40 protein-coding genes are annotated in these 22790 nt (G+C 67.5%); 4 read left to right on the forward strand and 36 right to left on the reverse strand.

Annotated elements, in window-relative coordinates:
* Positions 1–58: 58 nt before the first annotated feature.
* Positions 59–571, reverse strand: a complete 513-nt coding sequence (rpsI, locus tag IE308_RS32075; protein ID WP_110629837.1) for a 30S ribosomal protein S9 — start codon at positions 569–571, stop codon at positions 59–61.
* A gap of 42 nt (positions 572–613) precedes the next feature.
* Entirely contained in the window at positions 614–1057 is a 444-nt protein-coding gene (rplM, locus tag IE308_RS32080) for a 50S ribosomal protein L13 (protein WP_110629836.1), read from the reverse strand.
* Between the two features lie 256 nt (positions 1058–1313).
* Here rplM and IE308_RS32085 point away from each other — a divergent pair, with 256 nt between their 5' ends.
* Positions 1314–2186, forward strand: a complete 873-nt coding sequence (locus IE308_RS32085; RefSeq protein WP_190220596.1) for a hypothetical protein — start codon at positions 1314–1316, stop codon at positions 2184–2186.
* 36 nt (positions 2187–2222) lie between these two features.
* On the opposite strand, the gene truA is transcribed toward IE308_RS32085, so the two are convergent.
* The 34 genes from truA to IE308_RS32255 form a co-directional block, all read right to left on the reverse strand.
* On the reverse strand, positions 2223–3077 hold the full coding sequence (gene truA / locus IE308_RS32090; RefSeq protein ID WP_190220597.1) for a tRNA pseudouridine(38-40) synthase TruA: 855 nt from the start codon (positions 3075–3077) through the stop codon (positions 2223–2225).
* Positions 3078–3149: 72 nt separating this feature from the next.
* Complete coding sequence (gene rplQ, locus IE308_RS32095; protein WP_110629833.1) at positions 3150–3650, reverse strand: 50S ribosomal protein L17; 501 nt, start codon at positions 3648–3650, stop codon at positions 3150–3152.
* Positions 3651–3734: 84 nt separating this feature from the next.
* Complete coding sequence (locus tag IE308_RS32100; protein WP_003966937.1) at positions 3735–4757, reverse strand: DNA-directed RNA polymerase subunit alpha; 1023 nt, start codon at positions 4755–4757, stop codon at positions 3735–3737.
* 146 nt (positions 4758–4903) lie between these two features.
* Positions 4904–5308: a 30S ribosomal protein S11 gene (rpsK, locus tag IE308_RS32105; RefSeq protein WP_003956432.1), complete on the reverse strand. Its 405-nt coding sequence runs from the start codon at positions 5306–5308 to the stop codon at positions 4904–4906.
* 65 nt (positions 5309–5373) lie between these two features.
* Positions 5374–5754, reverse strand: a complete 381-nt coding sequence (gene rpsM / locus IE308_RS32110; protein WP_010036675.1) for a 30S ribosomal protein S13 — start codon at positions 5752–5754, stop codon at positions 5374–5376.
* A 199-nt stretch (positions 5755–5953) separates the two neighbouring features.
* Complete coding sequence (gene rpmJ, locus IE308_RS32115) at positions 5954–6067, reverse strand: 50S ribosomal protein L36 (protein ID WP_003998809.1); 114 nt, start codon at positions 6065–6067, stop codon at positions 5954–5956.
* A 29-nt stretch (positions 6068–6096) separates the two neighbouring features.
* Positions 6097–6318, reverse strand: a complete 222-nt coding sequence (infA, locus tag IE308_RS32120) for a translation initiation factor IF-1 (RefSeq protein ID WP_003948620.1) — start codon at positions 6316–6318, stop codon at positions 6097–6099.
* Positions 6319–6469: 151 nt separating this feature from the next.
* Complete coding sequence (gene map / locus IE308_RS32125; RefSeq protein ID WP_190220753.1) at positions 6470–7306, reverse strand: type I methionyl aminopeptidase; 837 nt, start codon at positions 7304–7306, stop codon at positions 6470–6472.
* 126 nt (positions 7307–7432) lie between these two features.
* On the reverse strand, positions 7433–8095 hold the full coding sequence (locus IE308_RS32130; RefSeq protein WP_190220598.1) for an adenylate kinase: 663 nt from the start codon (positions 8093–8095) through the stop codon (positions 7433–7435).
* Complete coding sequence (gene secY / locus IE308_RS32135; protein ID WP_110629830.1) at positions 8095–9408, reverse strand: preprotein translocase subunit SecY; 1314 nt, start codon at positions 9406–9408, stop codon at positions 8095–8097. The genes IE308_RS32130 and secY overlap by 1 nt, the downstream gene beginning before the upstream one ends.
* Before the next feature lie 173 nt (positions 9409–9581).
* A complete protein-coding gene (rplO, locus tag IE308_RS32140; RefSeq protein WP_110629829.1) occupies positions 9582–10037 on the reverse strand; it encodes a 50S ribosomal protein L15 in 456 nt (151 codons plus the stop codon).
* 2 nt (positions 10038–10039) lie between these two features.
* A complete protein-coding gene (gene rpmD, locus IE308_RS32145) occupies positions 10040–10222 on the reverse strand; it encodes a 50S ribosomal protein L30 (protein WP_003998814.1) in 183 nt (60 codons plus the stop codon).
* A gap of 2 nt (positions 10223–10224) precedes the next feature.
* Positions 10225–10830: a 30S ribosomal protein S5 gene (rpsE, locus tag IE308_RS32150; protein WP_003992370.1), complete on the reverse strand. Its 606-nt coding sequence runs from the start codon at positions 10828–10830 to the stop codon at positions 10225–10227.
* A gap of 41 nt (positions 10831–10871) precedes the next feature.
* Entirely contained in the window at positions 10872–11252 is a 381-nt protein-coding gene (rplR, locus tag IE308_RS32155) for a 50S ribosomal protein L18 (protein WP_110629828.1), read from the reverse strand.
* 3 nt (positions 11253–11255) lie between these two features.
* Complete coding sequence (rplF, locus tag IE308_RS32160; protein WP_110629827.1) at positions 11256–11795, reverse strand: 50S ribosomal protein L6; 540 nt, start codon at positions 11793–11795, stop codon at positions 11256–11258.
* Positions 11796–11819: 24 nt separating this feature from the next.
* Positions 11820–12218: a 30S ribosomal protein S8 gene (rpsH, locus tag IE308_RS32165; protein ID WP_030839654.1), complete on the reverse strand. Its 399-nt coding sequence runs from the start codon at positions 12216–12218 to the stop codon at positions 11820–11822.
* 214 nt (positions 12219–12432) lie between these two features.
* Positions 12433–12618: a type Z 30S ribosomal protein S14 gene (locus IE308_RS32170; protein ID WP_059127180.1), complete on the reverse strand. Its 186-nt coding sequence runs from the start codon at positions 12616–12618 to the stop codon at positions 12433–12435.
* A 5-nt stretch (positions 12619–12623) separates the two neighbouring features.
* Positions 12624–13181, reverse strand: coding sequence for a 50S ribosomal protein L5 (gene rplE / locus IE308_RS32175; protein WP_110629826.1), 558 nt, complete (start codon positions 13179–13181; stop codon positions 12624–12626).
* A complete protein-coding gene (gene rplX / locus IE308_RS32180) occupies positions 13181–13504 on the reverse strand; it encodes a 50S ribosomal protein L24 (RefSeq protein ID WP_044383234.1) in 324 nt (107 codons plus the stop codon). Before rplX ends, rplE begins: the two co-directional genes overlap by 1 nt.
* Positions 13505–13506: 2 nt before the next feature.
* Positions 13507–13875 carry a 50S ribosomal protein L14 gene (gene rplN / locus IE308_RS32185; RefSeq protein WP_003998823.1) on the reverse strand — a complete coding sequence of 123 codons (369 nt, stop codon included), beginning with the start codon at positions 13873–13875 and terminating at the stop codon, positions 13507–13509.
* 103 nt (positions 13876–13978) lie between these two features.
* Positions 13979–14263, reverse strand: coding sequence for a 30S ribosomal protein S17 (gene rpsQ, locus IE308_RS32190; RefSeq protein WP_004984524.1), 285 nt, complete (start codon positions 14261–14263; stop codon positions 13979–13981).
* Positions 14260–14484 (reverse strand): 50S ribosomal protein L29, encoded by a 225-nt coding sequence (gene rpmC / locus IE308_RS32195; RefSeq protein WP_018564811.1) that lies wholly within the window; start codon positions 14482–14484, stop codon positions 14260–14262. The genes rpsQ and rpmC overlap by 4 nt, the downstream gene beginning before the upstream one ends.
* Positions 14484–14903 (reverse strand): 50S ribosomal protein L16, encoded by a 420-nt coding sequence (gene rplP, locus IE308_RS32200; RefSeq protein ID WP_110629825.1) that lies wholly within the window; start codon positions 14901–14903, stop codon positions 14484–14486. Before rplP ends, rpmC begins: the two co-directional genes overlap by 1 nt.
* Before the next feature lie 5 nt (positions 14904–14908).
* On the reverse strand, positions 14909–15730 hold the full coding sequence (gene rpsC / locus IE308_RS32205) for a 30S ribosomal protein S3 (RefSeq protein ID WP_110629824.1): 822 nt from the start codon (positions 15728–15730) through the stop codon (positions 14909–14911).
* Positions 15730–16077, reverse strand: a complete 348-nt coding sequence (gene rplV / locus IE308_RS32210; RefSeq protein ID WP_110629823.1) for a 50S ribosomal protein L22 — start codon at positions 16075–16077, stop codon at positions 15730–15732. Before rplV ends, rpsC begins: the two co-directional genes overlap by 1 nt.
* A 45-nt stretch (positions 16078–16122) precedes the next feature.
* Entirely contained in the window at positions 16123–16404 is a 282-nt protein-coding gene (gene rpsS / locus IE308_RS32215) for a 30S ribosomal protein S19 (protein WP_110629822.1), read from the reverse strand.
* Between the two features lie 12 nt (positions 16405–16416).
* On the reverse strand, positions 16417–17253 hold the full coding sequence (gene rplB, locus IE308_RS32220) for a 50S ribosomal protein L2 (protein ID WP_110629821.1): 837 nt from the start codon (positions 17251–17253) through the stop codon (positions 16417–16419).
* A 38-nt stretch (positions 17254–17291) separates the two neighbouring features.
* Positions 17292–17711, reverse strand: a complete 420-nt coding sequence (gene rplW, locus IE308_RS32225) for a 50S ribosomal protein L23 (protein ID WP_110629820.1) — start codon at positions 17709–17711, stop codon at positions 17292–17294.
* Positions 17711–18367, reverse strand: coding sequence for a 50S ribosomal protein L4 (gene rplD, locus IE308_RS32230; protein ID WP_110629819.1), 657 nt, complete (start codon positions 18365–18367; stop codon positions 17711–17713). The genes rplW and rplD overlap by 1 nt, the downstream gene beginning before the upstream one ends.
* Positions 18368–18375: 8 nt before the next feature.
* Positions 18376–19020 carry a 50S ribosomal protein L3 gene (rplC, locus tag IE308_RS32235; RefSeq protein WP_110629818.1) on the reverse strand — a complete coding sequence of 215 codons (645 nt, stop codon included), beginning with the start codon at positions 19018–19020 and terminating at the stop codon, positions 18376–18378.
* A gap of 16 nt (positions 19021–19036) precedes the next feature.
* Positions 19037–19345: a 30S ribosomal protein S10 gene (gene rpsJ, locus IE308_RS32240; RefSeq protein WP_003948644.1), complete on the reverse strand. Its 309-nt coding sequence runs from the start codon at positions 19343–19345 to the stop codon at positions 19037–19039.
* A 558-nt stretch (positions 19346–19903) separates the two neighbouring features.
* Positions 19904–20086 carry a DUF397 domain-containing protein gene (locus IE308_RS32245; RefSeq protein ID WP_229909295.1) on the reverse strand — a complete coding sequence of 61 codons (183 nt, stop codon included), beginning with the start codon at positions 20084–20086 and terminating at the stop codon, positions 19904–19906.
* The gene (locus tag IE308_RS32250) at positions 20083–20265 is read right to left on the reverse strand and encodes a DUF397 domain-containing protein (protein ID WP_190220600.1); all 183 of its coding nucleotides are present in this window, start codon (positions 20263–20265) and stop codon (positions 20083–20085) included. Before IE308_RS32250 ends, IE308_RS32245 begins: the two co-directional genes overlap by 4 nt.
* Positions 20262–21137 (reverse strand): helix-turn-helix domain-containing protein, encoded by an 876-nt coding sequence (locus IE308_RS32255; protein WP_190220601.1) that lies wholly within the window; start codon positions 21135–21137, stop codon positions 20262–20264. The genes IE308_RS32250 and IE308_RS32255 overlap by 4 nt, the downstream gene beginning before the upstream one ends.
* Positions 21138–21291: 154 nt before the next feature.
* Here IE308_RS32255 and IE308_RS32260 point away from each other — a divergent pair, with 154 nt between their 5' ends.
* The 3 genes from IE308_RS32260 to IE308_RS32270 form a co-directional block, all read left to right on the forward strand.
* A complete protein-coding gene (locus IE308_RS32260) occupies positions 21292–21720 on the forward strand; it encodes an ATP-binding protein (protein WP_229909298.1) in 429 nt (142 codons plus the stop codon).
* A gap of 114 nt (positions 21721–21834) precedes the next feature.
* A complete protein-coding gene (locus IE308_RS32265) occupies positions 21835–22152 on the forward strand; it encodes a DUF6317 family protein (protein WP_110629813.1) in 318 nt (105 codons plus the stop codon).
* On the forward strand, positions 22145–22790 hold a 646-nt coding region (locus tag IE308_RS32270), incomplete at its 3' end, for a hypothetical protein (protein ID WP_190220602.1). The genes IE308_RS32265 and IE308_RS32270, both read left to right, overlap by 8 nt.

The following is a 22790-nucleotide window of genomic DNA, read 5'->3' on the forward strand; positions in this document are numbered from 1 at the left end:
GAACGCCCCGACAGCACATGGCGTGCCGCCGGGGCGTTGCGTGCAGAGGCAGCGAAGCTTAGCGCTTGCTGTACTGCGGGGCCTTGCGGGCCTTCTTCAGACCGGCCTTCTTCCGCTCGACCGCGCGGTCGTCGCGGCGCAGGAAGCCGGCCTTCTTCAGCGGGCCGCGGTTGTTGTCCACGTCGGCCTCGTTCAGGGCGCGGGCGACACCGAGACGGAGCGCACCGGCCTGGCCGGAGACGCCGCCGCCGGAGATGCGGGCGATGACGTCGTAACGGCCCTCGAGCTCGAGCACCTTGAAGGGCTCGTTCACTTCCTGCTGGTGCACCTTGTTGGGGAAGTAGTCCTCAAGGGTGCGACCGTTGATCTTCCACTTGCCGGTGCCCGGGACGATCCGGACACGGGCGATGGCCTCCTTGCGGCGGCCCAGGCCGGCGGCCGGCTGGGGCTCGCCGAAGCGGGAAGCCAGCGACTCCGAGGTGTACTCGCCCTCGACGGGGACCTCGGACTCGGTGGTGTAGCTCTCGATGTCGATCTCTTCGATCGGCTGCTCGGCAGTGGTCTCGGCCACGATTCTCCTCAGATTCTCTTCAGTCTTAGGGGGTGGCCGGACTTACTGCGCGACCTGGGTGATCTCGAACGGCACCGGCTGCTGGGCAGCGTGCGGGTGCTGGTCACCCTTGTAGACCTTCAGCTTCGAGAGCATCTGACGGCCCAGCGTGTTCTTGGGGAGCATGCCCTTGACGGCCTTCTCGATGGCCTTCTCGGGGTTCTTCTCGAGCAGCTCGTCGTAGCGGACGGAGCGCAGACCACCCGGGTAGCCGGAGTGGCGGTACGCCATCTTCTGGGTCCGCTTGTTGCCGGAGAGGTGCACCTTGTCGGCGTTGATGATGATGACGAAGTCACCAGCGTCGACGTGCGGCGCGTAGATCGGCTTGTGCTTGCCCCGGAGGAGCGTGGCGGCAGTGGTGGCGAGACGACCCAGGACAACGTCCTGAGCGTCGATGACGTGCCACTGGCGCGTCACATCGCCGGGCTTGGGGCTGTACGTACGCACGGTTCGTAGCCTTCGCTTCGAGTGAATGGTCCTAGACAAGGTCACCGAAACGATCACGACAGCCTTGACCCACGGCGGCGACGCAAACCGCGTGCGTGGGGTCGCTGGTCATCGGCCCGGTGGACCGGTGTAAGGGCCCGTCCCGTGAGAATGAGCAAGCCAATACACAACGAACAAGCAGAATACCGGGGCGACCCGGACGGGTCAAAACGGGACCGCCGCGGACCACCCCCGTCCCCCGTCTAAGATGCGCCCCATGAGCTTTGGGCAGGGGGGACCTCAGCAGCCCCAGTGGGATCCCTGGAAACCGCAATCCGAGCAGCCGTGGAGCAGCGGCGGCACCGGTGACACACCGGACTGGGCCGCGCTCGCCGAGGCGTCGGAGGCGCGCAACAAGCGCCGCCGGCTGCTGTTCGTCGGCGGTGGCGCGCTCGCCACCCTCGCGGTCGGCGCGGCCGTCGCCGTCGCCGTGGTCTCGGCCAACGGCAGCCCGAAGGGCGACCCCACCGCCCTGCCGTCGAGCGACCTGCCCAGCCCGACCCCGACGGCGCCCTCCTTCGCCCCGACCAGCGCGCCTCCGCCGCTGGACCCGAAGGACTTCGTCTCCAGCAAGCAGAAGGACACCGCGCCGCTCACACCCGAGGGCATGTTCCCCGGCACCCGGCTGACCGTGGGCTCGGCCGTGTACCAGAAGGGCCCGACGGACTCCACGAAGTCCTGCGCGGGAGCCTCCGCGGGCACCCTGCCGAAGGTGCTGACCGCCAACGGCTGCACCCTGGTGATGCGCGTCTCCTACACCGTCGACGGCATCGCCTCGACGGTCGGCGTGGCCGTCTTCGACACCGAGGCGCAGGCCCTGAAGGCCAAGAAGCAGGCCGACGACAAGAGCATCGTGAAGGCCCTCACCGGCAAGGGCGTGAAGAACTTCTGCAACGGCGCCGTCTGCTTCTCCACGACCAACTCCTACGGCCGCTACGCCTACTTCACCCTCACCGGCTTCACCTCCGGCAAGGACGTCACCAAGAAGGACACGGCGGTCATGCGCACCGGCAACGATCTGGCCGACTTCGCCTTCCGGCAGATCCGCCGCCGCGGCGAGGTCCAGGCCTCGGCGGCGGCGAACCAGTAGCACCGGCGGAACCGCGGAACCGGCGGAATCCGCAGGTCAGCAGCACCCCGCCGACGGGAGCACGCGCTTGTTCCGGGCCTCCCGGCTACGGGCCGCGAGCAGCTCGTCGGCGGGGTAGCCGACCTCCTCCAGCGTCAGCCCGTGCGGCCGTACGACATGCACGGCCGAGTCGCGGACACCCGCGGCCAGCACCTTCGCCGGCCACTCGGGGCCGCGGTGCCCGTCCCCCACGAACAGCAGCGCCCCGATCAGCGAGCGCACCATGTTGTGGCAGAAGGCGTCGGCCCGCACGGTCGCGGTGACGATCCCGTCGTCGCCCCGCTCCAGGCTCAGCTCCTGCAGCGTACGGATGGTCGTGGCACCCTCGCGCTTCTTGCAGTACGCGGCGAAGTCGTGCTCCCCGAGCAGCCCCCGCGCGGCCTCGTTCATGGCGTCCACGTCGAGCGGCCAGTCGTGCCACAGCACATGGTTCCGCAGCAGCGGGTCCACGCCCCCCGGGTTGTCGGTGACGCGGTAGGCGTACCGGCGCCAGACCGCGGAGAAACGGGCGTTGAAGCCGGCCGGCGCCTCCCTGAGGGCCCAGACCCGCACGTCCCTCGGCAGGCGTCCCGCGAGCCGCTTCAGCAGCTTCTCGTGGTGCTCACGCCAGACCCCCTCGGGCAGGTCCACGTGCGCCACCTGCCCCCGCGCGTGCACCCCGGCGTCGGTGCGGCCGGCGACCGTCAGCTCGTACGTCTCCCGCGACCGGGTCACCGTACGCAGCGCGTCCTCGATCTCCCCCTGCACGGTCCGCCGCCCACCGGCCTGCCGGGCCCACCCGGAGAAGTCGGTGCCGTCGTAGGACAGGTCGAGACGGACACGGACGTACCCGGGCTGTACTTCGTCACTCACACGGAAATCCTCTCAGGTACGCGAAAGCGGGCCCGCCCCGAAGGGCGAACCCGCTTCACGTCAGGCAGAGCCTCAGGCGTCCTTGGACTCCTCGGCGGGAGCCTCGGTGGCCTCGGTCTCCTCGACCGTGGTCTCCTCGGCCTTCGCCTCGTCGGCCTCCTTGACCGCACGCTTGGTGGCGGCCTCGGCCTCGCCCACGGCCTTCTGCTGCACCGTCAGCGCCTCGACCAGCTCGATGACCGCCATGGGCGCGTTGTCGCCACGACGGTTGCCGATCTTGGTGATGCGGGTGTAGCCACCGGGACGGTTCTCGTACCGCGGGCCGATCTCGGTGAAGAGCGTGTGGACGACGCTCTTGTCCGTGATGACCTGGAGCACCTGACGGCGGTTGTGAAGGTCGCCCTTCTTCGCCTTGGTGATCAGACGCTCGGCGTACGGCCGCAGACGGCGGGCCTTCGCCTCGGTCGTGGTGATCTTGCCGTGCTCGAAGAGGCTCTTCGCCAGGTTGGCGAGGAGGAGCTTCTCGTGCGCGGCGCTGCCGCCCAGACGGGCACCCTTGGTGGGCTTCGGCATTTCTCTCTCCTGTGTGTCTGCCCCGGCCGTATCAGGTACCGGGGTCAGGAACCCGATGAGCGGATGCTCACCGGCAATGACCGATCAGTACTGCTCGGTCTCCACGAAACCCGCGTCCGCGTCGTCGTCGGCGCCGAAGGCGTCGGCGGCGGCGGTCGGGTCGAATCCGGGCGGGCTGTCCTTCAGGGCCAGGCCCATGCCGGCCAGCTTCGCCTTGACCTCGTCGATGGACTTCGCACCGAAGTTGCGGATGTCCAGGAGGTCGGCCTCGGAGCGGGCGACGAGCTCACCCACGGAGTGGATGCCCTCACGCTTGAGGCAGTTGTAGGAGCGGACCGTGAGCTCCAGCTCCTCGATCGGCAGCGCCAGGTCGGCGGCGAGGGCGGCGTCCGTCGGGGACGGACCCATGTCGATGCCCTCGGCGTCGATGTTCAGCTCGCGGGCGAGACCGAACAGCTCGACCAGGGTCTTGCCGGCGGAGGCCATGGCGTCACGCGGACGCATCGCCTGCTTGGTCTCGACGTCGACGATCAGCTTGTCGAAGTCGGTGCGCTGCTCGACACGGGTCGCCTCGACCTTGTAGGTGACCTTGAGAACCGGCGAGTAGATCGAGTCGACCGGGATACGGCCGATCTCCTGGCCCACCTGCTTGTTCTGCACCGCGGAGACGTAGCCGCGACCGCGCTCGACGGTCAGCTCCATCTCCAGCTTGCCCTTGCCGTTGAGCGTGGCGAGGACGAGGTCGGGGTTGTGCACCTCGACACCGGCCGGGGGCGCGATGTCGGCGGCGGTGACCAGACCCGGGCCCTGCTTGCGCAGGTACATCACGACCGGCTCGTCGTGCTCCGAGGAGACGACCAGCTGCTTGATGTTGAGGATCAGGTCGGTGACGTCCTCCTTGACGCCCGGCACGGTGGTGAACTCGTGCAGAACGCCGTCGATGCGGATGGACGTGACCGCCGCACCCGGGATCGAGGAGAGGAGCGTACGACGCAGGGAGTTGCCGAGGGTGTAGCCGAAGCCCGGCTCCAGCGGCTCGATCACGAACCGGGAGCGGAACTCGTCGACGACCTCTTCGGTCAACGAGGGACGCTGAGCGATCAGCATGTGTGGATCAGATCCTTCTTTCGTGGACGCCCGCTATATGACGCCCGACGGAAACCGCACCCGTGAGAAGCGCGGGTACTGCAAGGGTACGGGCGGCACGACCCGAAGGAGCCGTACCGCCCGGAAGCCCGAGAAGGAGCCGTGCGTCAGACGCGGCGGCGCTTCGGCGGACGGCAGCCGTTGTGCGGGGTCGGGGTGACGTCCTGGATGGAGCCGACCTCGAGGCCCGTGGCCTGCAGGGAGCGGATCGCGGTCTCACGACCGGAACCCGGGCCCTTCACGAACACGTCGACCTTGCGCATGCCGTGCTCCTGGGCGCGGCGGGCAGCCGACTCGGCGGCCATCTGCGCGGCGAACGGCGTGGACTTCCGGGAGCCCTTGAAGCCGACGTGGCCGGCGGAGGCCCAGGAGATCACGTTGCCGGACGGGTCCGTGATGGAGACGATCGTGTTGTTGAACGTGCTCTTGATGTGCGCGTGGCCGTGAGCGACGTTCTTCTTTTCCTTGCGGCGCACCTTCTTGGCAGCGCCCTGACGACCCTTGGGGGGCATCTCTTAACTCCTACGGGAGGTGGTCGGTCCTACAGCGAAGACCGTGGACAGGCGTCCGCTGCGGACTACTTCTTGCCCGGCTTCTTCTTGCCGGCGATGGCGCGACGCGGGCCCTTGCGGGTGCGGGCGTTGGTGCTCGTGCGCTGACCACGGACAGGCAGACCGCGGCGGTGGCGCAGACCCTGGTACGTGCCGATCTCGACCTTGCGGCGGATGTCGGCCTGGATCTCGCGACGGAGGTCACCCTCGGTCTTGATGTTGTTGTCGACGTACTCGCGGATCGCGACCAGCTGCTCCTCGGAGAGGTCCCGAACACGGGTGTTCGGGTCCACGCCGGTGGCGGCCAGCGTCTGCTGGGAAAGGGTCCGGCCGATGCCGAACACGTAGGTCAGGGCGATCTCCACGCGCTTGTCGCGCGGGATGTCGACACCGGAAACGCGTGCCATTCAATGGCTCCTGGTGATCTTCGGAGGTCTGCCGCAGAACCGGTTCCCAGCCGCCGTATCAGGTACGGACTGGGTCCCCGGCCTCCGAACCGGGGGTGTCAAGCCGACGCTCGCGTCGCTTGGGCCCTGCGTATGAACAAATTCAGCTCGCGTCGCGCGAATCTCTGCGATAGAGGTGCAGAGGGTGTGTGGTCGTGCGTCAGCCCTGGCGCTGCTTGTGGCGCGGGTTCTCGCAGATGACCATGACCCGACCGTGACGGCGGATCACCCTGCACTTGTCGCAGATCTTCTTGACGCTCGGCTTGACCTTCATGGGATTGAGGTTCTCCGCGTCAGAGGGATCTACTTGTAGCGGTAGACGATCCGGCCACGCGTCAGGTCGTAAGGAGACAGCTCCACCACGACCCGGTCGTCAGGGAGGATGCGGATGTAGTGCATACGCATCTTGCCGCTGATGTGTGCCAGGACCTGGTGGCCGTTCTGGAGCTCGACCTTGAACATGGCGTTCGGCAGAGACTCGACGACAGTGCCCTCGATCTCGATGGCACCTTGCTTCTTGGCCACGCTTCGCCCTTCGAATCGACTACCTTGATCGACTCTGTCGTGCACCGTTGGTGAGCATGCAGGCATGCGGGTGCACAAGAGCCGACGAGTCAGTCTACGTCAGCACACCCGGAAAGGCGAAACGAGGAAGTCTGCCCCGCAGGGGTGATCCTCATGCCAGCGGATCGGGAGCGGCGGTCACGCCGTACTCGGCGAGCTTCGCCTTGCCTCCGTCGGGGGCGGTGAGCACCAGGGGGCCCTGCTCGGTGAGGGCGACGGAGTGCTCCCAATGGGAGGACCAGGTGCCGTCGGTGGTGATGACCGTCCAGTCGTCGGAGAGGACCTCGGTCTTCGGCGTGCCCAGCGAGACCATCGGCTCGATCGCGAGACAGAAACCGGGGACCAGCTTCGGGCCCTTGCCGCGGCGCCGGTCGACGTAGTTCAGCAGGTGCGGGTCCATGTGCATCTCGGTGCCGATGCCGTGGCCGCCGTAGTCCTCGATGATGCCGTAGCGGCCGCCGCCCGGCTTGGGCTGGCGGCGGATGTACGTCTCGATCGCCTTGGAGATGTCGACGAGCCGGTTGCCCTGCCTCATGGCCGCGATGCCGGCCCACATCGACTCCTCGGTCACCCGGGACAGCTCGATCAGCTCGGGGGCGTGACCGGAACCCACGAACGCCGTGTACGCGGCGTCGCCGTGCCAGCCGTCGACGATCGCGCCGCAGTCGATGGAGATGATGTCGCCGTCCTTGAGGACGACGTCCTCGGACGGGATGCCGTGCACGACGACGTCGTTCACGGAGGTGCAGATGGTCGCGGGGAAGCCGCCGTAGCCGAGGAAGTTGGACTTCGCGCCGTGCTCGGCGAGGACCTTGCGGGCGACCTCGTCCAGGTCCTTCGTCGAGGCGCCGGGCACCGCGGCCTCGCGGGTGGCCGCGTGGATGGCGGCGACGACCAGGCCCGCCGCCCGCATCTTGGCGATCTGCTCGGGCGTCTTGATCTGCACCATGGGAAGCCTGCGCTCTCCGTCACTCACGTCAACCGGTTACCGGCACGCGCGTACCCCGCCACGTGCCACACACAACAGTACGGCCGTGACGCCCTCGGGGGCGCCACGGCCGGAAGCAGACGGCGCTTACTGGCCGTCGTCCTCGCGCTTCAGCGCCTCCAGCGCCCGCTGCGTGACCTCGTCCACCGGACCCATCGCCGAGATCGTCACCACCAGGCCCTGGGCCTTGTAGTAGTCGATGATCGGCTCGGTCTGCGTGTGGTAGACCTCCAGCCGCTTACGGACGGTGTCCTCGGAGTCGTCGTCGCGCTGGTACAGCTCGCCGCCGCACACGTCGCACACGCCGTCCTTGGCCGGCTTCTTGTACGTCTCGTGGAAGACGTGCGCCGAGTCGTTGCGGCAGATGCGGCGGCCTGCGATGCGCTTGACGACCTCTTCCTCGGGCGCCTCCAGGTCGAGCACCGCGTCGAGCTTCATGCTCTCCGTGGTCAGCAGCTCGTCCAGCGCCTCCGCCTGCGAGACGTTGCGCGGGAAGCCGTCCAGCAGGAAGCCGCCCTCGGCGTCCGGCTGCTCCATGCGGTCCTTGGCCATCGCGATGGTGACCTCGTCGGGAACGAGATTGCCGGCGTCCATGTAGGACTTCGCGAGCTTCCCGAGCTCCGTCTGCTGGCTGATGTTGGCGCGGAACAGGTCGCCCGTGGAGATGTGCGGTACGCGCAGCTGCTCGGCAAGACGCGTGGCCTGCGTGCCCTTTCCGGCACCCGGCGGCCCGACGAGGACGATTCGCATCAGCGGAGGAACCCTTCGTAATTGCGCTGCTGGAGCTGGCTCTCGATCTGCTTCACCGTCTCGAGCCCCACACCCACGATGATCAGGATGCTGGTCCCGCCGAAGGGGAAGTTCTGGTTCGCCCCGAAACCAACCAACGCCATCGTCGGCACGAGAGCAATCAGGCCCAAGTACAGCGAGCCCGGCCAGGTGATCCGGTTGAGCACGTACGAAAGGTACTCAGCGGTCGGTCGGCCAGCCCGGATGCCCGGGATGAAGCCACCATACTTCTTCATGTTGTCGGCGACTTCTTCGGGGTTGAAGGAGATGGCGACGTAGAAGAAGGCGAAGAACACGATCAGCAGGAAGTACAGCACGATGTGCGGCGTGGCCGCCGTGTTCGCGAGGTTCGACTTGATCCAGGTCGCCCAACCCGCCGTGGAGTTGGAGAACTGGACGATCAGTGCCGGGATGTAGAGCAGCGACGACGCGAAGATGACGGGGATCACACCCGCCTGGTTGACCTTCAGCGGGATGTAGGTCGAGGTCCCGCCGTAGGCGCGGCGGCCGATCATGCGCTTGGCGTACTGCACCGGGATGCGGCGCTGGGCCTGCTCGACGAAGACGACGAGACCGACCATGACCAGGCCGACGAGGACGACGGTGCCGAACTCGATCCAGCCGTCGGCCAGGGTGCCCTGCTTCTTGATGGCCCACAGGCCGGACGGGAAGGTGGCGGCGATCGAGATGAACATCAGGATCGACATGCCGTTGCCGATGCCGCGGTCGGTGATCAGCTCACCGAGCCACATGACGATGGCCGTACCGGCGGTCATGCAGATGACCATGGTGATGGTGGTGAAGATCGCGCGGTCCGGCACGATGCTGGACGCCACGGTGCAGCCGGAGAAGAGGGTGCCACTGCGGGCGGTGGCCACCAGGCCGGTGCCCTGCAGGATGGCGAGCGCCACGGTCAGGTAGCGGGTGTACTGCGTGATCTTCGCCGTGCCGGCCTGGCCCTCCTTCTTCAGGGCCTCCAGGCGCGGGATCACCACGGTCAGCAGCTGCAGGATGATGCTCGCCGTGATGTACGGCATGATGCCCAGCGCGAAGACCGTGATCTGCAGCAGCGCGCCGCCGCTGAACATGTTGACCAGGCCGAACAGGCCCTGGTTGCCGGAAGCCTCGTCCACGCACTGCTGGACGGACTTGTAGTCGACGCCCGGGATCGGGATGTGGGTACCGACCCGGTAGACCACGATGATGCCGAGCGTGAAGAGCAGCTTCTTGCGCAGGTCGGGCGTCTTGAACGCCCGGGCGAACGCGGTGAGCACGGTGCCTCCTGCGACCCCCGCGCAACTGCGTCAAGGGCGGTCTTTGAGGTTCGACGAATACAGAAAAGAGCAGTGCAGGCTACCTTACCGGCGACACTGCCTCCCTAGGAACGACCAACCGGGGATACCCCAAATGTGGGATATCCCCGGTTGACGTACTACGTCATCGGAGCTCAGACGAGCTCGGTGACCGTACCGCCGGCGGCGGTGATCTTCTCCTTGGCGGAGCCGGAGACGGCGTCGACCGTCACCTGCAGCGCCACGGAGATCTCGCCCTGGCCGAGCACCTTGACGAGCGCGTTCTTGCGAACGGCACCCTTGGCCACCAGACCCTCGACGGTGACCTCGCCACCCTCGGGGTAGAGCGCGGCCAGCTTGTCAAGGTTCACGACCTGGTACTCGGTCTTGAACGGGTTCTTGAAGCCCTTCAGCTTCGGGAGGCGCATGTGGAGCGGCATCTGGCCACCCTCGAAGCGCTCCGGAACCTGGTAGCGGGCCTTGGTGCCCTTGGTACCACGACCGGCCGTCTTACCCTTCGACGCCTCACCACGACCCACACGGGTCTTGGCGGTCTTGGCGCCCGGGGCGGGACGGAGGTTGTGGATCTTGAGCGGGTTGTTCTCCGCCATGATCAGTCGACCTCCTCGACCGTCACGAGGTGGCGGACGGTGTGCACCATGCCGCGGAACTCGGGGCGGTCCTCCTTGACGACCACGGTGTTGATCCCCTTGAGACCAAGCGACCGCAGGGTGTCACGGTGGTTCTGCTTGCTGCCGATGTAGGACTTGACCTGCGTGATCTTGAGCTGCGCCATGATTACGCACCCGCCCCGGCACGCGCACGCAGCAGAGCCGCGGGGGCGACGTCCTCGAGGGGCAGACCGCGGCGGGCCGCGATCTCCTCGGGACGCTGCAGGCCCTTCAGGGCCGCCACGGTCGCGTGCACGATGTTGATGGCGTTGTCGGAGCCGAGCGACTTCGACAGCACGTCGTGGATACCGGCGCACTCGAGCACGGCACGCACCGGACCACCGGCGATAACACCGGTACCGGGGGACGCGGGCTTGAGCAGGACGACGCCGGCAGCCTTCTCACCCTGGATGGGGTGCGGGATGGTGCCCTGGATCCGGGGGACCTTGAAGAAGTGCTTCTTGGCCTCCTCAACGCCCTTGGCGATGGCGGCCGGCACCTCCTTGGCCTTGCCGTAACCGACACCCACGGTGCCGTCACCGTCGCCCACCACGACCAGCGCGGTGAAGCTGAAGCGACGACCACCCTTCACAACCTTGGCGACGCGGTTGATCGCGACCACGCGCTCAACGTACGCGGTCTTCTCGGCGGCAGCAGCGCCGCCGTCACGGCCCTTCCGGTCCCGCCGCTCGCCGCCACCGGCACCGCCACCGCGGCGCTGGGGTCCAGCCATTGGAATTACCTCTCTCTGTTTCCGCTAGCTACGGAACCGGCTCAGAACTTGAGCCCGGCCTCGCGGGCGGCGTCCGCCAGGGCGGCGATGCGCCCGGCGTACTGGTTGCCACCACGGTCGAACACGACAGCCTCGACACCGGCGGCCTTGGCACGCTCGGCGACCAGGGCGCCGACCTTCTTGGCCTGCGAGGACTTGTCCTCGGCACCGCGGATCGACGCGTCCAGAGAGGACGCCGACGCCAGGGTGTGGCCCTTCAGGTCGTCGATCACCTGCGCCACGATGTGGCGGTTGGAGCGGGTCACGACCAGACGGGGACGCTCCGCCGTACCGGACACCTTCTTGCGGATCCGGATGTGACGGCGCTTGATCGCGGCGCGCTTGTAGGCGTCGCCCTTGAGGATCTTCTGCCCGTATGCCATGGCTTACTTACCCGCCTTTCCGACCTTGCGGCGGATGACTTCGCCCTCGTACTTGACGCCCTTGGCCTTGTACGGGTCGGGCTTGCGCAGCTTGCGGATGTTGGCCGCAACCTCGCCGACCTTCTGCTTGTCGATGCCCTCGACCGAGAAACGGGTCGGGGTCTCCACCTTGAAGGTGATGCCCTCGGGGGCCTCGACGGTGATCGGGTGGCTGTAGCCGAGCGCGAACTCGAGGTTCGCACCCTTGGCGGTCACTCGGTAACCGACACCGCTGATCTCGAGCTTCTTGACGTATCCCTGGGTCACACCGGTGATCATGTTCGCCACCAGCGTGCGGGACAGGCCGTGCAGGGCCTTGCTCTGCCGCTCGTCGTTCGGGCGGAGCACCTGGAGGGTGCCGTCCTCGCCCTTCGCGATGTCGATCGGCGCAACGATGGTGTGGGTCAGTTCGCCCTTGGGGCCCTTGACCTTGACCGTACGGCCGTCGATGGTGACGTCCACGCCGGCGGGAACCGGGATGGGGAGCTTGCCGATGCGCGACATAGCTGTTTCCTCCGTTCCCTTCCGTTACCAGACGTAGGCGAGGACTTCCCCACCCACGCCCTTCTTCTGCGCCTGCTTGTCGGTGAGCAGACCGTGGGACGTGGAGATGATCGCCACGCCGAGGCCGCCGAGCACCTTCGGCAGGTTGGTGGACTTCGCGTACACACGGAGACCCGGCTTCGAGATCCGCTTGATGCCCGCGATGGAGCGCTCACGGTTCGGGCCGAACTTGAGCTCCAGGACGAGGTTCTTGCCGACCTCGGCGTCCTCGACCTTCCAGCCCGTGATGAAGCCCTCCTGCTGGAGGATCTCCGCGATGTGAGACTTGATCTTGGACGCCGGCATCGTCACGGAGTCGTGGTACGCCGAGTTCGCGTTCCGCAGACGCGTCAGCATGTCTGCGATCGGATCAGTCATGGTCATGAATTGGCCTGTGGCCTTTCTCGCCGGGGTTTCCTATATGCGCCATCCCTCTCCCCGTACTTCTCAGACGGGACGGGTGCGGTGCGGGGACCTACGGCGTAGTAAGTCGTTCAGGGCGGCAGAGGCCCAACCCTCCTAGCCTAAGCCATGAGAGTCGGCGCCCCTGCCGTCCCGGTTGCTTACCGAGAGGTCCAGGAATCCCTAAAAGTGGGGATTACCAGGAGCTCTTGGTCACGCCCGGCAGCTCGCCACGGTGAGCCATCTCACGGAGGCACACGCGGCAGAGGCCGAACTTGCGGTACACGGAGTGCGGACGACCGCAGCGCTGGCAGCGGGTGTAGCTACGCACACCGAACTTGGGCTTGCGAGCAGCCTTCGCGATGAGAGCCTTCTTCGCCATCTCGCTCACGCCTCCTTGAACGGGAAGCCGAGGTGACGGAGGAGCGCGCGGCCCTCTTCGTCGTTGGTCGCCGTGGTGACCACGGTGATGTCCATACCCCGGACACGGTCGATCTTGTCCTGGTCGATCTCGTGGAACATGACCTGCTCCGTGAGACCGAAGGTGTAGTTGCCACGGCCGTCGAACTGCTTGGGGGACAGGCCGCGGAAGTCGCGGATGCGCGGCAGCGCGAGCGACAGGGTGCGGTCCAGGAACTCCCACATGCGGTCGCCACGGAGCGTGACGTGGGCACCGATCGGCTGGCCCTCGCGCAGCTTGAACTGCGCGATGGACTTGCGGGCCTTGGTGACGGCCGGCTTCTGACCGGTGATGGTGGTCAGGTCGCGGATCGCGCCCTCGATCAGCTTCGAGTCACGGGCGGCGTCGCCGACACCCATGTTGACCACGATCTTGACGAGGCCCGGAACCTGCATGACGTTCTCGTACTTGAACTCGTCACGCAGCTTGCCGATGATCTCCTCGCGGTACTTCGTCTTGAGACGCGGAGTCACGGTGGTCGTCATCAGATGTCCTCACCCGTCCGCTTGGCAACGCGGATCTTGTTGCCCTCGTCGTCGAAGCGGTAGCCGACGCGGGTCGGGACCTTCTGGCCGTCCTTCTCCACGACCAGCATGACGTTGCTGACGTGGATGGGGGCCTCGGTGGTCACGATGCCGCCGGCCTGCGAGCCGCTGGCGGTCGGCCCGGCCTTCGTGTGCTTCTTGACCCGGTTGACACCCTCGACCAGGACGCGGTCCTCGCGGGGGAAGGCCGCGATGACCTTGCCCTGCTTGCCCTTGTCCTTACCGGTGATGACCTGGACCAGGTCGCCCTTCTTGATCTTCATGCTCACAGCACCTCCGGCGCGAGGGAGATGATCTTCATGAACTTCTTCTCGCGCAGCTCACGGCCCACCGGGCCGAAGATACGGGTGCCACGAGGGTCGCCGTCGTTCTTCAGAATGACGGCGGCGTTCTCGTCGAAGCGGATGTACGAGCCGTCCGGACGGCGGCGCTCCTTGACGGTGCGAACGATGACCGCCTTGACGACGTCACCCTTCTTCACGTTGCCACCGGGGATCGCGTCCTTGACGGTGGCGACGATGACGTCACCGATGCCCGCGTAGCGGCGACCGGAGCCACCGAGCACACGGATGCAAAGGATCTCCTTCGCACCAGTGTTGTCGGCGACACGCAGTCGCGACTCCTGCTGGATCACGTCTATCTCCTGGTTGTCTGCCGGTTCCCGGGGCGGGGCCGTGGTGTACGGCACCCGCCCCGAGCCTGGCGGAACGATGCCTAGGGGGTCCCCCTAGGAGGGATTACTTGGCCTTCTCGAGGATCTCGACGACGCGCCAGCGCTTGGTCGCGGACAGCGGCCGGGTCTCCATGAGGAGGACGCGGTCGCCGACACCCGCGGCGTTCTGCTCGTCGTGCGCCTTGAGCTTGTTGGTACGGCGGATGACCTTGCCGTACAGCGCGTGCTTGACGCGGTCCTCGACGGCGACGACGACGGTCTTGTCCATCTTGTCGCTGACGACAAGGCCCTCACGGGTCTTGCGGAAGCCGCGCGCTTCGGTGTTCTCAGTCACGTTGTTCTCGCTCATGCGTTCTCCACCGTCTCGATGCCCAGCTCGCGCTCGCGCATCAGGGTGTAGATCCGCGCGATGTCCTTACGGACGGCCTTCAGCCGACCGTGGTTCTCGAGCTGACCCGTAGCCGCCTGGAAGCGGAGGTTGAACAGCTCTTCCTTGGCCTCGCGGAGCTTGCCCAGAAGCTCCTCGTTGCCCAGCTCGCGCAGCTCGGACGCCTTGGTACCGGCCGACATCACGCTTCACCTGCCTCGCGCTTGACGATCCGGCACTTCATCGGCAGCTTGTGGGCCGCACGGGTCAGCGCCTCACGGGCGATCTTCTCGTTGGGGTACGACAGCTCGAACATCACGCGTCCGGGCTTGACGTTGGCCACCCACCACTCCGGAGAACCCTTACCGGAACCCATGCGGGTCTCGGCGGGCTTCTTCGTCAGCGGACGGTCCGGGTAGATGTTGATCCAGACCTTGCCGCCACGCTTGATGTGACGGGTCATGGCGATACGAGCCGCCTCGATCTGGCGGTTCGTCACGTACGCCGGGGTCAGCGCCTGGATGCCGTACTCGCCGAACGCAATCTGCGTGCCACCCTTGGACATGCCGTTGCGCTTCGGGTGGTGCTGCTTGCGGTGCTTGACCCTACGGGGGATCAGCATTTCGGTCAGGCCTCCGTTCCGGTGCTCTCAGCCGGAGCGGACGCGGGAGCCTCGGCCTTGGGGGCCTCGGCGCCGGCAGCCTGCTGCGGCTTGCGACCGCGCCGCTCGCCACCACGGCCACCACGGGCCGGGCGGTCGGCGCCACCGCGGGCCGGGCGGTTACCCGCACGGGCGGCAGCGTTCTCAGCGCGGACCTCGGCGATGTTCTTGACGTCGCCCTTGTAGATCCAGACCTTCACACCGATGCGGCCGAAGGTCGTACGGGCCTCGAAGAAGCCGTAGTCGACGTTCGCACGGAGCGTGTGCAGGGGCACGCGGCCCTCGCGGTAGAACTCCGAGCGGGACATCTCGGCGCCGCCGAGACGGCCACCGCACTGGATCTTAATGCCCTTGGCGCCGGCCTTCATCGCCGACTGCATGCTCTTGCGCATGGCACGGCGGAAGGAGACGCGGGAGGACAGCTGCTCGGCGACGGCCTGGGCCACCAGCTGAGCGTCGGTCTCGGGGTTCTTGACCTCGAGGATGTTCAGCTGGACCTGCTTGCCGGTCAGCTTCTCCAGGTCGCCGCGGATGCGGTCGGCCTCGGCGCCGCGGCGGCCGATGACGATGCCCGGGCGAGCGGTGTGGATGTCCACGCGGACGCGGTCACGGGTGCGCTCGATCTCCACCTTCGAGATGCCGGCGCGCTCCATGCCGGACGTCATCATCCGACGGATGGCGACGTCTTCCTTGACGTAGTCCTTGTACAGCTTGTCGGCGTACCAACGCGACTTGAAGTCGGTGGTGACACCGAGCCGGAACCCGTGCGGGTTTACCTTCTGGCCCATTACCGGGTTCCTTCCTTGCTGGCGACGACCACGGTGATGTGGCTGGTCCGCTTGCGGATCCGGTAGGCACGGCCCTGGGCGCGCGGACGGAACCGCTTCAGGGTCGGGCCCTCGTCGACGTATGCCTCAGCGATGTAGAGGCTGTCGACATCGGTGTGGTCGTAGTTGTGCGCGGCGTTGGCGATGGCGCTGTCGAGCACCTTGCCGACGGGCACGGAGGCTGCCTGCGGAGCGAATCGCAGAACAGCCTGGGCCTCCGTGGCGTTCATGCCACGGATGAGGTCCACCACACGGCGGGCCTTCATGGGCGTCACGCGGATGTACCGCGCCTGTGCCCTGGCTTCCATGGTTGTCCCTTCAGAGTTACTTACGTGTCTGAATGCGATCCGCTACTAGCGGCGCTTCGACTTCCGGTCTTCCTTGACGTGACCCCGGAAGGTGCGCGTCGGCGAGAACTCGCCGAGCTTGTGGCCGACCATCGACTCGGTGACGAACACCGGGACGTGGGTCTTGCCGTTGTGCACCGCGATCGTGTGGCCCAGCATCGCCGGGATGATCATGGAGCGACGGGACCAGGTCTTGATGACGTTCTTGGTGCCGGCTTCGTTCTGGGCGTCCACCTTCTTGAGCAGGTGGTCGTCGACGAAGGGCCCCTTCTTGAGACTGCGCGGCATCTAAACCCGCTCCTAGCGCTTCTTGTTCGTCTTGCGGCGGCGGACGATGTACTTGTTCGAAGCCTTCTTAGGCGAACGAGTACGGCCTTCCTTCTGGCCCCAGGGGCTGACCGGGTGGCGACCACCGGAGGTCTTGCCCTCACCACCACCGTGGGGGTGGTCAACCGGGTTCATCGCCACACCACGAACGGTCGGGCGGACGCCGAGCCAGCGCTTGCGGCCGGCCTTGCCCCAGTTGATGTTGCTCTGCTCGGCGTTGCCGACCTCGCCGACCGTGGCGCGGCAGCGCTGGTCGACCAGGCGGATCTCACCGGAGGGCATGCGGAGGTGGGCCATCGTGCCCTCCTTCGCGAGCAGCTGCACGGAGGCACCGGCGGAGCGGGCGAACTTGGCGCCGCCGCCGGGACGAAGCTCCACGGAGTGGATCGTCGTACCGACCGGGATGTTGCGCAGCGCCAGGTTGTTGCCGGGCTTGATGTCGGCCGTGGGGCCGTTCTCGATCCGGTCGCCCTGGTTGAGGCCCTTGGGGGCCAGGATGTAGCGCTTCTCGCCGTCCGCGTAGTGCAGGAGCGCGATGCGCGCGGTGCGGTTCGGGTCGTACTCGATGTGCGCGACCTTCGCCGGCACGCCGTCCTTGTCGTGACGACGGAAGTCGATCACTCGGTAGGCGCGCTTGTGGCCACCGCCCTGGTGGCGGACGGTCACACGACCGGCGTTGTTACGGCCGCCCTTGCTGTGCAGCGGGCGGACCAGCGACTTCTCCGGCGTGGACCGCGTGACCTCGACGAAGTCGGCGACGCTGGCGCCACGACGGCCAGGAGTCGTCGGCTTGTACTTGCGGATACCCATTTCTCAGTCCTCGTCCGATATCGGACGATCCTGACCGCTTACGCGGTCGGACCGCCGAAGATGTCGATACGGTCGCCCTCGGCGAGGGTCACGATGGCCCGCTTGGTGGCGGCGCGCTGGCCGAACCCGGTGCGGGTCCGCTTGCGCTTGCCGATGCGGTTGATCGTGTTGACCCCAGTGACCTTGACGTCGAAGACCGCCTGAACGGCCTCCTTGATCTGGGTCTTGTTGGCCCGCGGGTCGACGATGAACGTGTACTTGTTCTCGTCGAGGAGCGCGTAGCTCTTCTCGGAGACGACCGGCTTGATCAGGACGTCACGGGGGTCCGTGTACGACTTGCTCAGCGGCGTCTCGACGGTGTTCTTGCCCTCGGTGGCGTGGCGGCGCGCCTTGGCGACGCGCGCGGCCTTGGCGGCCTTGGCCGCCTTCGAGGCGATAGCGGGGTGACGGATAGCCATCAGGCCTCGCTCCCTTCGGTGTCAGCGGCCTTGGGGCCAGACACGAAGGACTCGAACGCGGCCTGGGTGAAGACCACGTCGTCCGAGACGAGAACGTCGTACGTGTTCAGCTGGCCCGGCTCCAGGATGTGGACCTGGGGCAGGTTGCGGGCGGACAGCCACGCGGCCTCGTCGGCGCGGTCGACGACCAGGAGCAGGTTCTTGCGCTCCGAGATCTTGCCGAACAGCGTCTTGGCGGCCTTCGTCGACGGGCTGTCGCCCTCGACGACGCCGGAGACGACGTGGATGCGGTTGTGGCGCGCCCGGTCGGTGAGGGCGTGACGCAGAGCGGCAGCCTTCATCTTCTTCGGGGTGCGCTGCGAGTAGTCGCGCGGCACGGGACCGTGCACGACGCCACCACCGGCGAACTGCGGCGCGCGGGTCGAACCCTGACGGGCGCGACCGGTGCCCTTCTGGCGGTACGGCTTCTTGCCACCGCCGCGGACTTCACCGCGGGTCTTGGTCTTGTGCGTGCCCTGGCGGGCAGCGGCCAGCTGCGCGACGACGACCTGGTGGATCAGCGGGATGCTGACCTTCTCAACGCCGAAGATCTCCGCGGGGAGCTCGACGGAACCGGCCTTCTCGCCCGCCGGCGAAAGGATGTCAACAGTGCTCATCGGTTACCTCAGGCCCCCTTGGCCGCGGTGCGGACCAGGACGAGGCCGCCGTTCGGACCGGGAACCGCGCCCTTGATGAGCAGCAGGCCCTTCTCCGCGTCAACGGCGTGGACGGTCAGGTTCTGGGTGGTGACCCGCTCGTTGCCCATGCGACCCGCCATGCGGAGGCCCTTGAACACACGGCCCGGGGTGGCACAGCCACCGATGGAACCGGGCGAGCGGTGCTTGCGCTGGGTGCCGTGACCGGCGCCGAGGCCACCGAAGTTGTGACGCTTCATGACACCGGCGAAGCCCTTGCCCTTGCTCTTGCCGGTGACGTCGACCTTCGTGCCGGCCTCGAACACCTCGGCGGTGATCTCCTGGCCGAGGGTGTACTCGGAGGCGTCCGCGGTGCGGATCTCCACGAGGTGACGACGCGGGGTGACGTCGGCCTTGGCGAAGTGACCCTTGAGGGGCTTGTTCACCTTGCGCGGGTCGATCTCGCCGAAGGCGATCTGGACCGACTCGTAGCCGTCGACGTCGTTGGTACGGACCTGGGTGACGACGTTGGGGCCGGCCTTGACGACGGTGACCGGAACAACACGGTTGTTCTCGTCCCACACCTGCGTCATGCCGAGCTTCTCGCCCAGGATGCCCTTGATCTGCTTAGCCATTCTCAGCCCACCAGCCTCAGAGCTTGATCTCGATGTCGACACCGGCCGGGAGGTCGAGTCGCATCAGAGAGTCAACGGTCTTGGGGGTCGGGTCGAGGATGTCGATCAGGCGCTTGTGCGTGCGCATCTCGAAGTGCTCGCGCGAGTCCTTGTACTTGTGCGGCGACTTGATGACGCAGTACACGTTCTTCTCAGTGGGCAGCGGCACCGGGCCCGCGACCGACGCACCAGTGCGCGTCACCGTCTCGACGATCTTCTTCGCCGAGCTGTCGATGACCTCGTGGTCGTAGGCCTTGAGCCGGATGCGGATCTTCTGTCCCGCCATGGCTACTCAGTAGTCCTGTCTCTCTAACGCTCTGGAACCCGGTGTTTGTGCTGTCCGGCCCTTGCTTCTCCGACCCACGCGGTCGGGCGTGTCGCGCTCCCGCTGACACAGATGTCCCTTGTTCGAACATCCCTGCGGAATGAACACGGCCCTTCCGGAACCGCAAGCCGGGGGCGAAGAGCCCACCGGGTGCCTGGCCGGTATCGCACCAACACTTCCCGGAAGATTCCCGTACGTCCGCCCCAGCGCTGCCGTGTGGCAGTTAAGGCGACGAGTACTGTGGGACTCGCTTCCGGTCCTCCCGGCGGGAGGCGCGCAGCATCAACACTCGACCGAGCAACTCGGACAGTCTGCCATATGGGGCGGGGGCCTGGCCAATCGAGCCGGAGAGAATACCCCCAGGGTGACGAAGGTCAAACGCAGGGCGCGGCGCTCCCCGGCAAAAGCGCCTCCGGAGCCAGGCCAGACGCCCGGTAGGCGGTCCGGTCCCACCCCCCGGGGGGCGTCTCCCCCGGCAAGGCGGAAAGTCACCCCGAGCGCGTCCGCGACGACGCCGGTCTACCCGCCCGAGGCGTACGTGACGAAATCCGCCCAGGCCTCCGGCGTGAGCGTGAGGCGGGGGCCGCTGGTGTTCTTGGAGTCGCGGATGTGGACCCTGCCGGGGGTGTGGGCGATCTCCACGCAGGACTCGCCGTCGGTGCCGCCGCTGTAGCTGCTCTTGAACCAGGTCGGCTCCGTCACTTCTGCCTCAGCGCCTGTACGAAGTCCACCCACGCGGTCTCGGCGAGGGCGAGCCGCGGGCCCGCTACGTCCTTGGAGTCGCGGATGTGGACCGTGCCGGGGGTGTGGGCGATCTCTACGCAGGACTCGCCGTCGTTGCCGCCGCTGTAGCTGCTCTTGAACCACGCCAGCTCGGTCATGTCTCTCCCAGCAGTTGCTCGATGAACGCCAGCGACTCCCGGGGCGAGAGCGCCTGCGCCCGGATCGTGCCATACCGCAGTTCGAGGATGCGCAGGTGTTTGGGCTCGTGGATCGGGCGGCCGTTGAACGCACCGTCGGAGCGCCCCACCGCCGTACCGTCCGCGAACTTCAGCAGCTCGATACGCCCGTCCAGACCGGAGTGGGTGTCGCAGTTCATCGGCATCACCTGGAGTACGACGTTGTGCAACCGTCCCACCTCCAGCAGCCGTTCCAGCTGGCGGCGCCAGACCATTGTGCCCCCGATGGGACGGCGCAGAGCCCCCTCTTCCAAGACGAAGCTGAGCGCGGGCGCCGGATCCCGGTCGAACACCGATTGCCTGGCCAGGCGTGCCGCCACCATGCGTTCCACGTCGTCCGGTGAGTACGGCGGCTGGGCGGCGCCGATCACCGCTCGTGCGTGGTCCGGCGTCTGCAACAACCCGGCGATGATGTTGCACTCGTACACCCCGATCTCCACCGCCTGCCCCTCCAGCTTGGCCAGTTCGCGCACCTTCTTCGGGTACCGGACCTTCTTCACGTCCTCCCAGGACGCCGCCAACAACCCGCCCGCGCCGAGCACTTCATCCGCCGCCGTCAGGAACTCCTGCCTCGGGATCCGCTTCCCCGCCTCGATCTTGTAGACCATGTCCTCGCTGTAGCCCACCGCCTTCCCGAAGTCCCCGGCGCGCAGGCCCGCCGCCTCCCGGCGGAGTTTGAGCTGGCGGCCCACCGTCGTGATCACGGCGACGCCCCACTCGTCGTCCGGGTCCACCTCCCAGCCCGGCTCGTCCGCCTCGCTCCGGAGCCGTACCGCCTCGCTGTCCACCGACATCCGCGCCCCTCCGTCGTCCCGCGCCGTACCCCGGCGCCCTACCCCTGGCAACCGCGCGGACAGCCAAGACAGCACCGGACAAGCACCGGACAGTGACCGTACGCAACCGCTCCGTCACTCGTCACGGTAGGCGGCAGCGGCCACTCTGAGTGACGTGAATGAGGAAAACGCCGACCACTTCCCCCACTTCAGCGTGGTGCTGTCCGCCACGCCCCGCGGCGCCCGCCTCGCCCGGCTGCTCGCGGAGGCGCAGCTGCGGAGCTGGGGGCTGCCGGGCGAACCCGCGAGCCAGCTCGTCGGCGAGCTGGCGGCCAACGCCGTCACGCACGGCCTGGTGCCGGGGCGGAACTTCCGGCTGCGGCTCTACGTCGTCGCCGGCACCCTCCGTATCGAGGTGACCGACACGCGGGGTGAACGGCTCCCCCGGCTCCGACGTCCGACGTCGACCGCCGAGACCGGGCGGGGGCTCGTGCTCGTCGACGCGCTCGCCGACCGGTGGGGCGTGCAGGAGGAGCGGTCGCCGTGCAAGACCGTGTGGGCGGAGACGGCGACCGGGCCCGTCGCCGGCCGGCGCGGTGTGTGACGGGCGCGTGGTGCTTGTGTGGCGCCCGTGGGCAGGGTCGGGCCCCTCGTACGGGCGTCGGGGGGCTCGTGCGAAGATCGGCCGCCAGGGAACGCAACGGGGAGCACGACAACCATGGCCGGCTACTACAACGTCGAATTCGAGGCGCTCGCCCGCCTCGTCACCGATCTCAGCGAGTGCGCGGACGGCATGCGGTCCGCGATGCGCAAGCTGAAGGACATCGGGCCCAAGGGCTCCGGCTCCGACGAGCTGGAGAACGCCTGTGACGACTTCCAGGACAAGTGGGGCTACGGCATCAAGCTGATCGCCGAGGCCACGGGCGGGCTCACCGAGAAGGTCGCGGAGTCCGGGCGGCTCTTCCAGCACCTGGAGGACAAGGTGCGGGCGCAGGCGGCCGGGGTGAAGGTGCCGGCGGGTGACGCGCGTGACTGACAGCGACGCCGGGGTGCGGTTCCAGGTCCAGCCGGAGTTCCACGCCGTACCCCTCGGGCTCGGCGTCGACGAGGACGCCTTCGCCGAGCAGATGCGGCAGTTCGCGCTCGGCTACTGGGGCGAGCGCGAGGAGCTGGAGGACCTGCGCGGGCTGACCCGGGCCATGTACTCGGCGCAGGCCGAGACGCTGGTCGCCGGGGGCGCCGTCTACAACGCGCTCGGCATCTTCCCCGTCGGCGGCACCGCCGACGGCTCCGAGCCGCCCGAGCGGGTCAGCCGCGCCAGCCTCACCGTCAGCGTGCGGGACCTCGACAACCCCGATCCGCGGCTCACGGCGGCCGGGATCGCCGAGTCCCTGGACAAGGGGCCCACCGGCGGCGAGGTTCAGCTGATCAGCCTGCCCGCCGGGCCCGCCGTCGTGCATCTGGCCGGGTCACGGGCCGTGTGGGAGCTGGAGGACGGCGGCGAGCACGAGCAGTACTTCGTGCGGATCGAGGTCTGGCTGCCGTTCCCCGGCGAGGACCGCGTCCTGCTGCTGTGCCTGAGCACCCCCGACGTCCAGGACCTCTACCGCTACCAGGCGATCCTCGCCGACATCGCCGACACCGTCGCCTTCGGGGAGAGCGGGACGCCGGCCG

The organism is Streptomyces griseosporeus (assembly GCF_014656055.1).
In the GTDB taxonomy this organism is placed as follows: Bacteria; Actinomycetota; Actinomycetes; order Streptomycetales; family Streptomycetaceae; genus Streptomyces; species Streptomyces griseosporeus.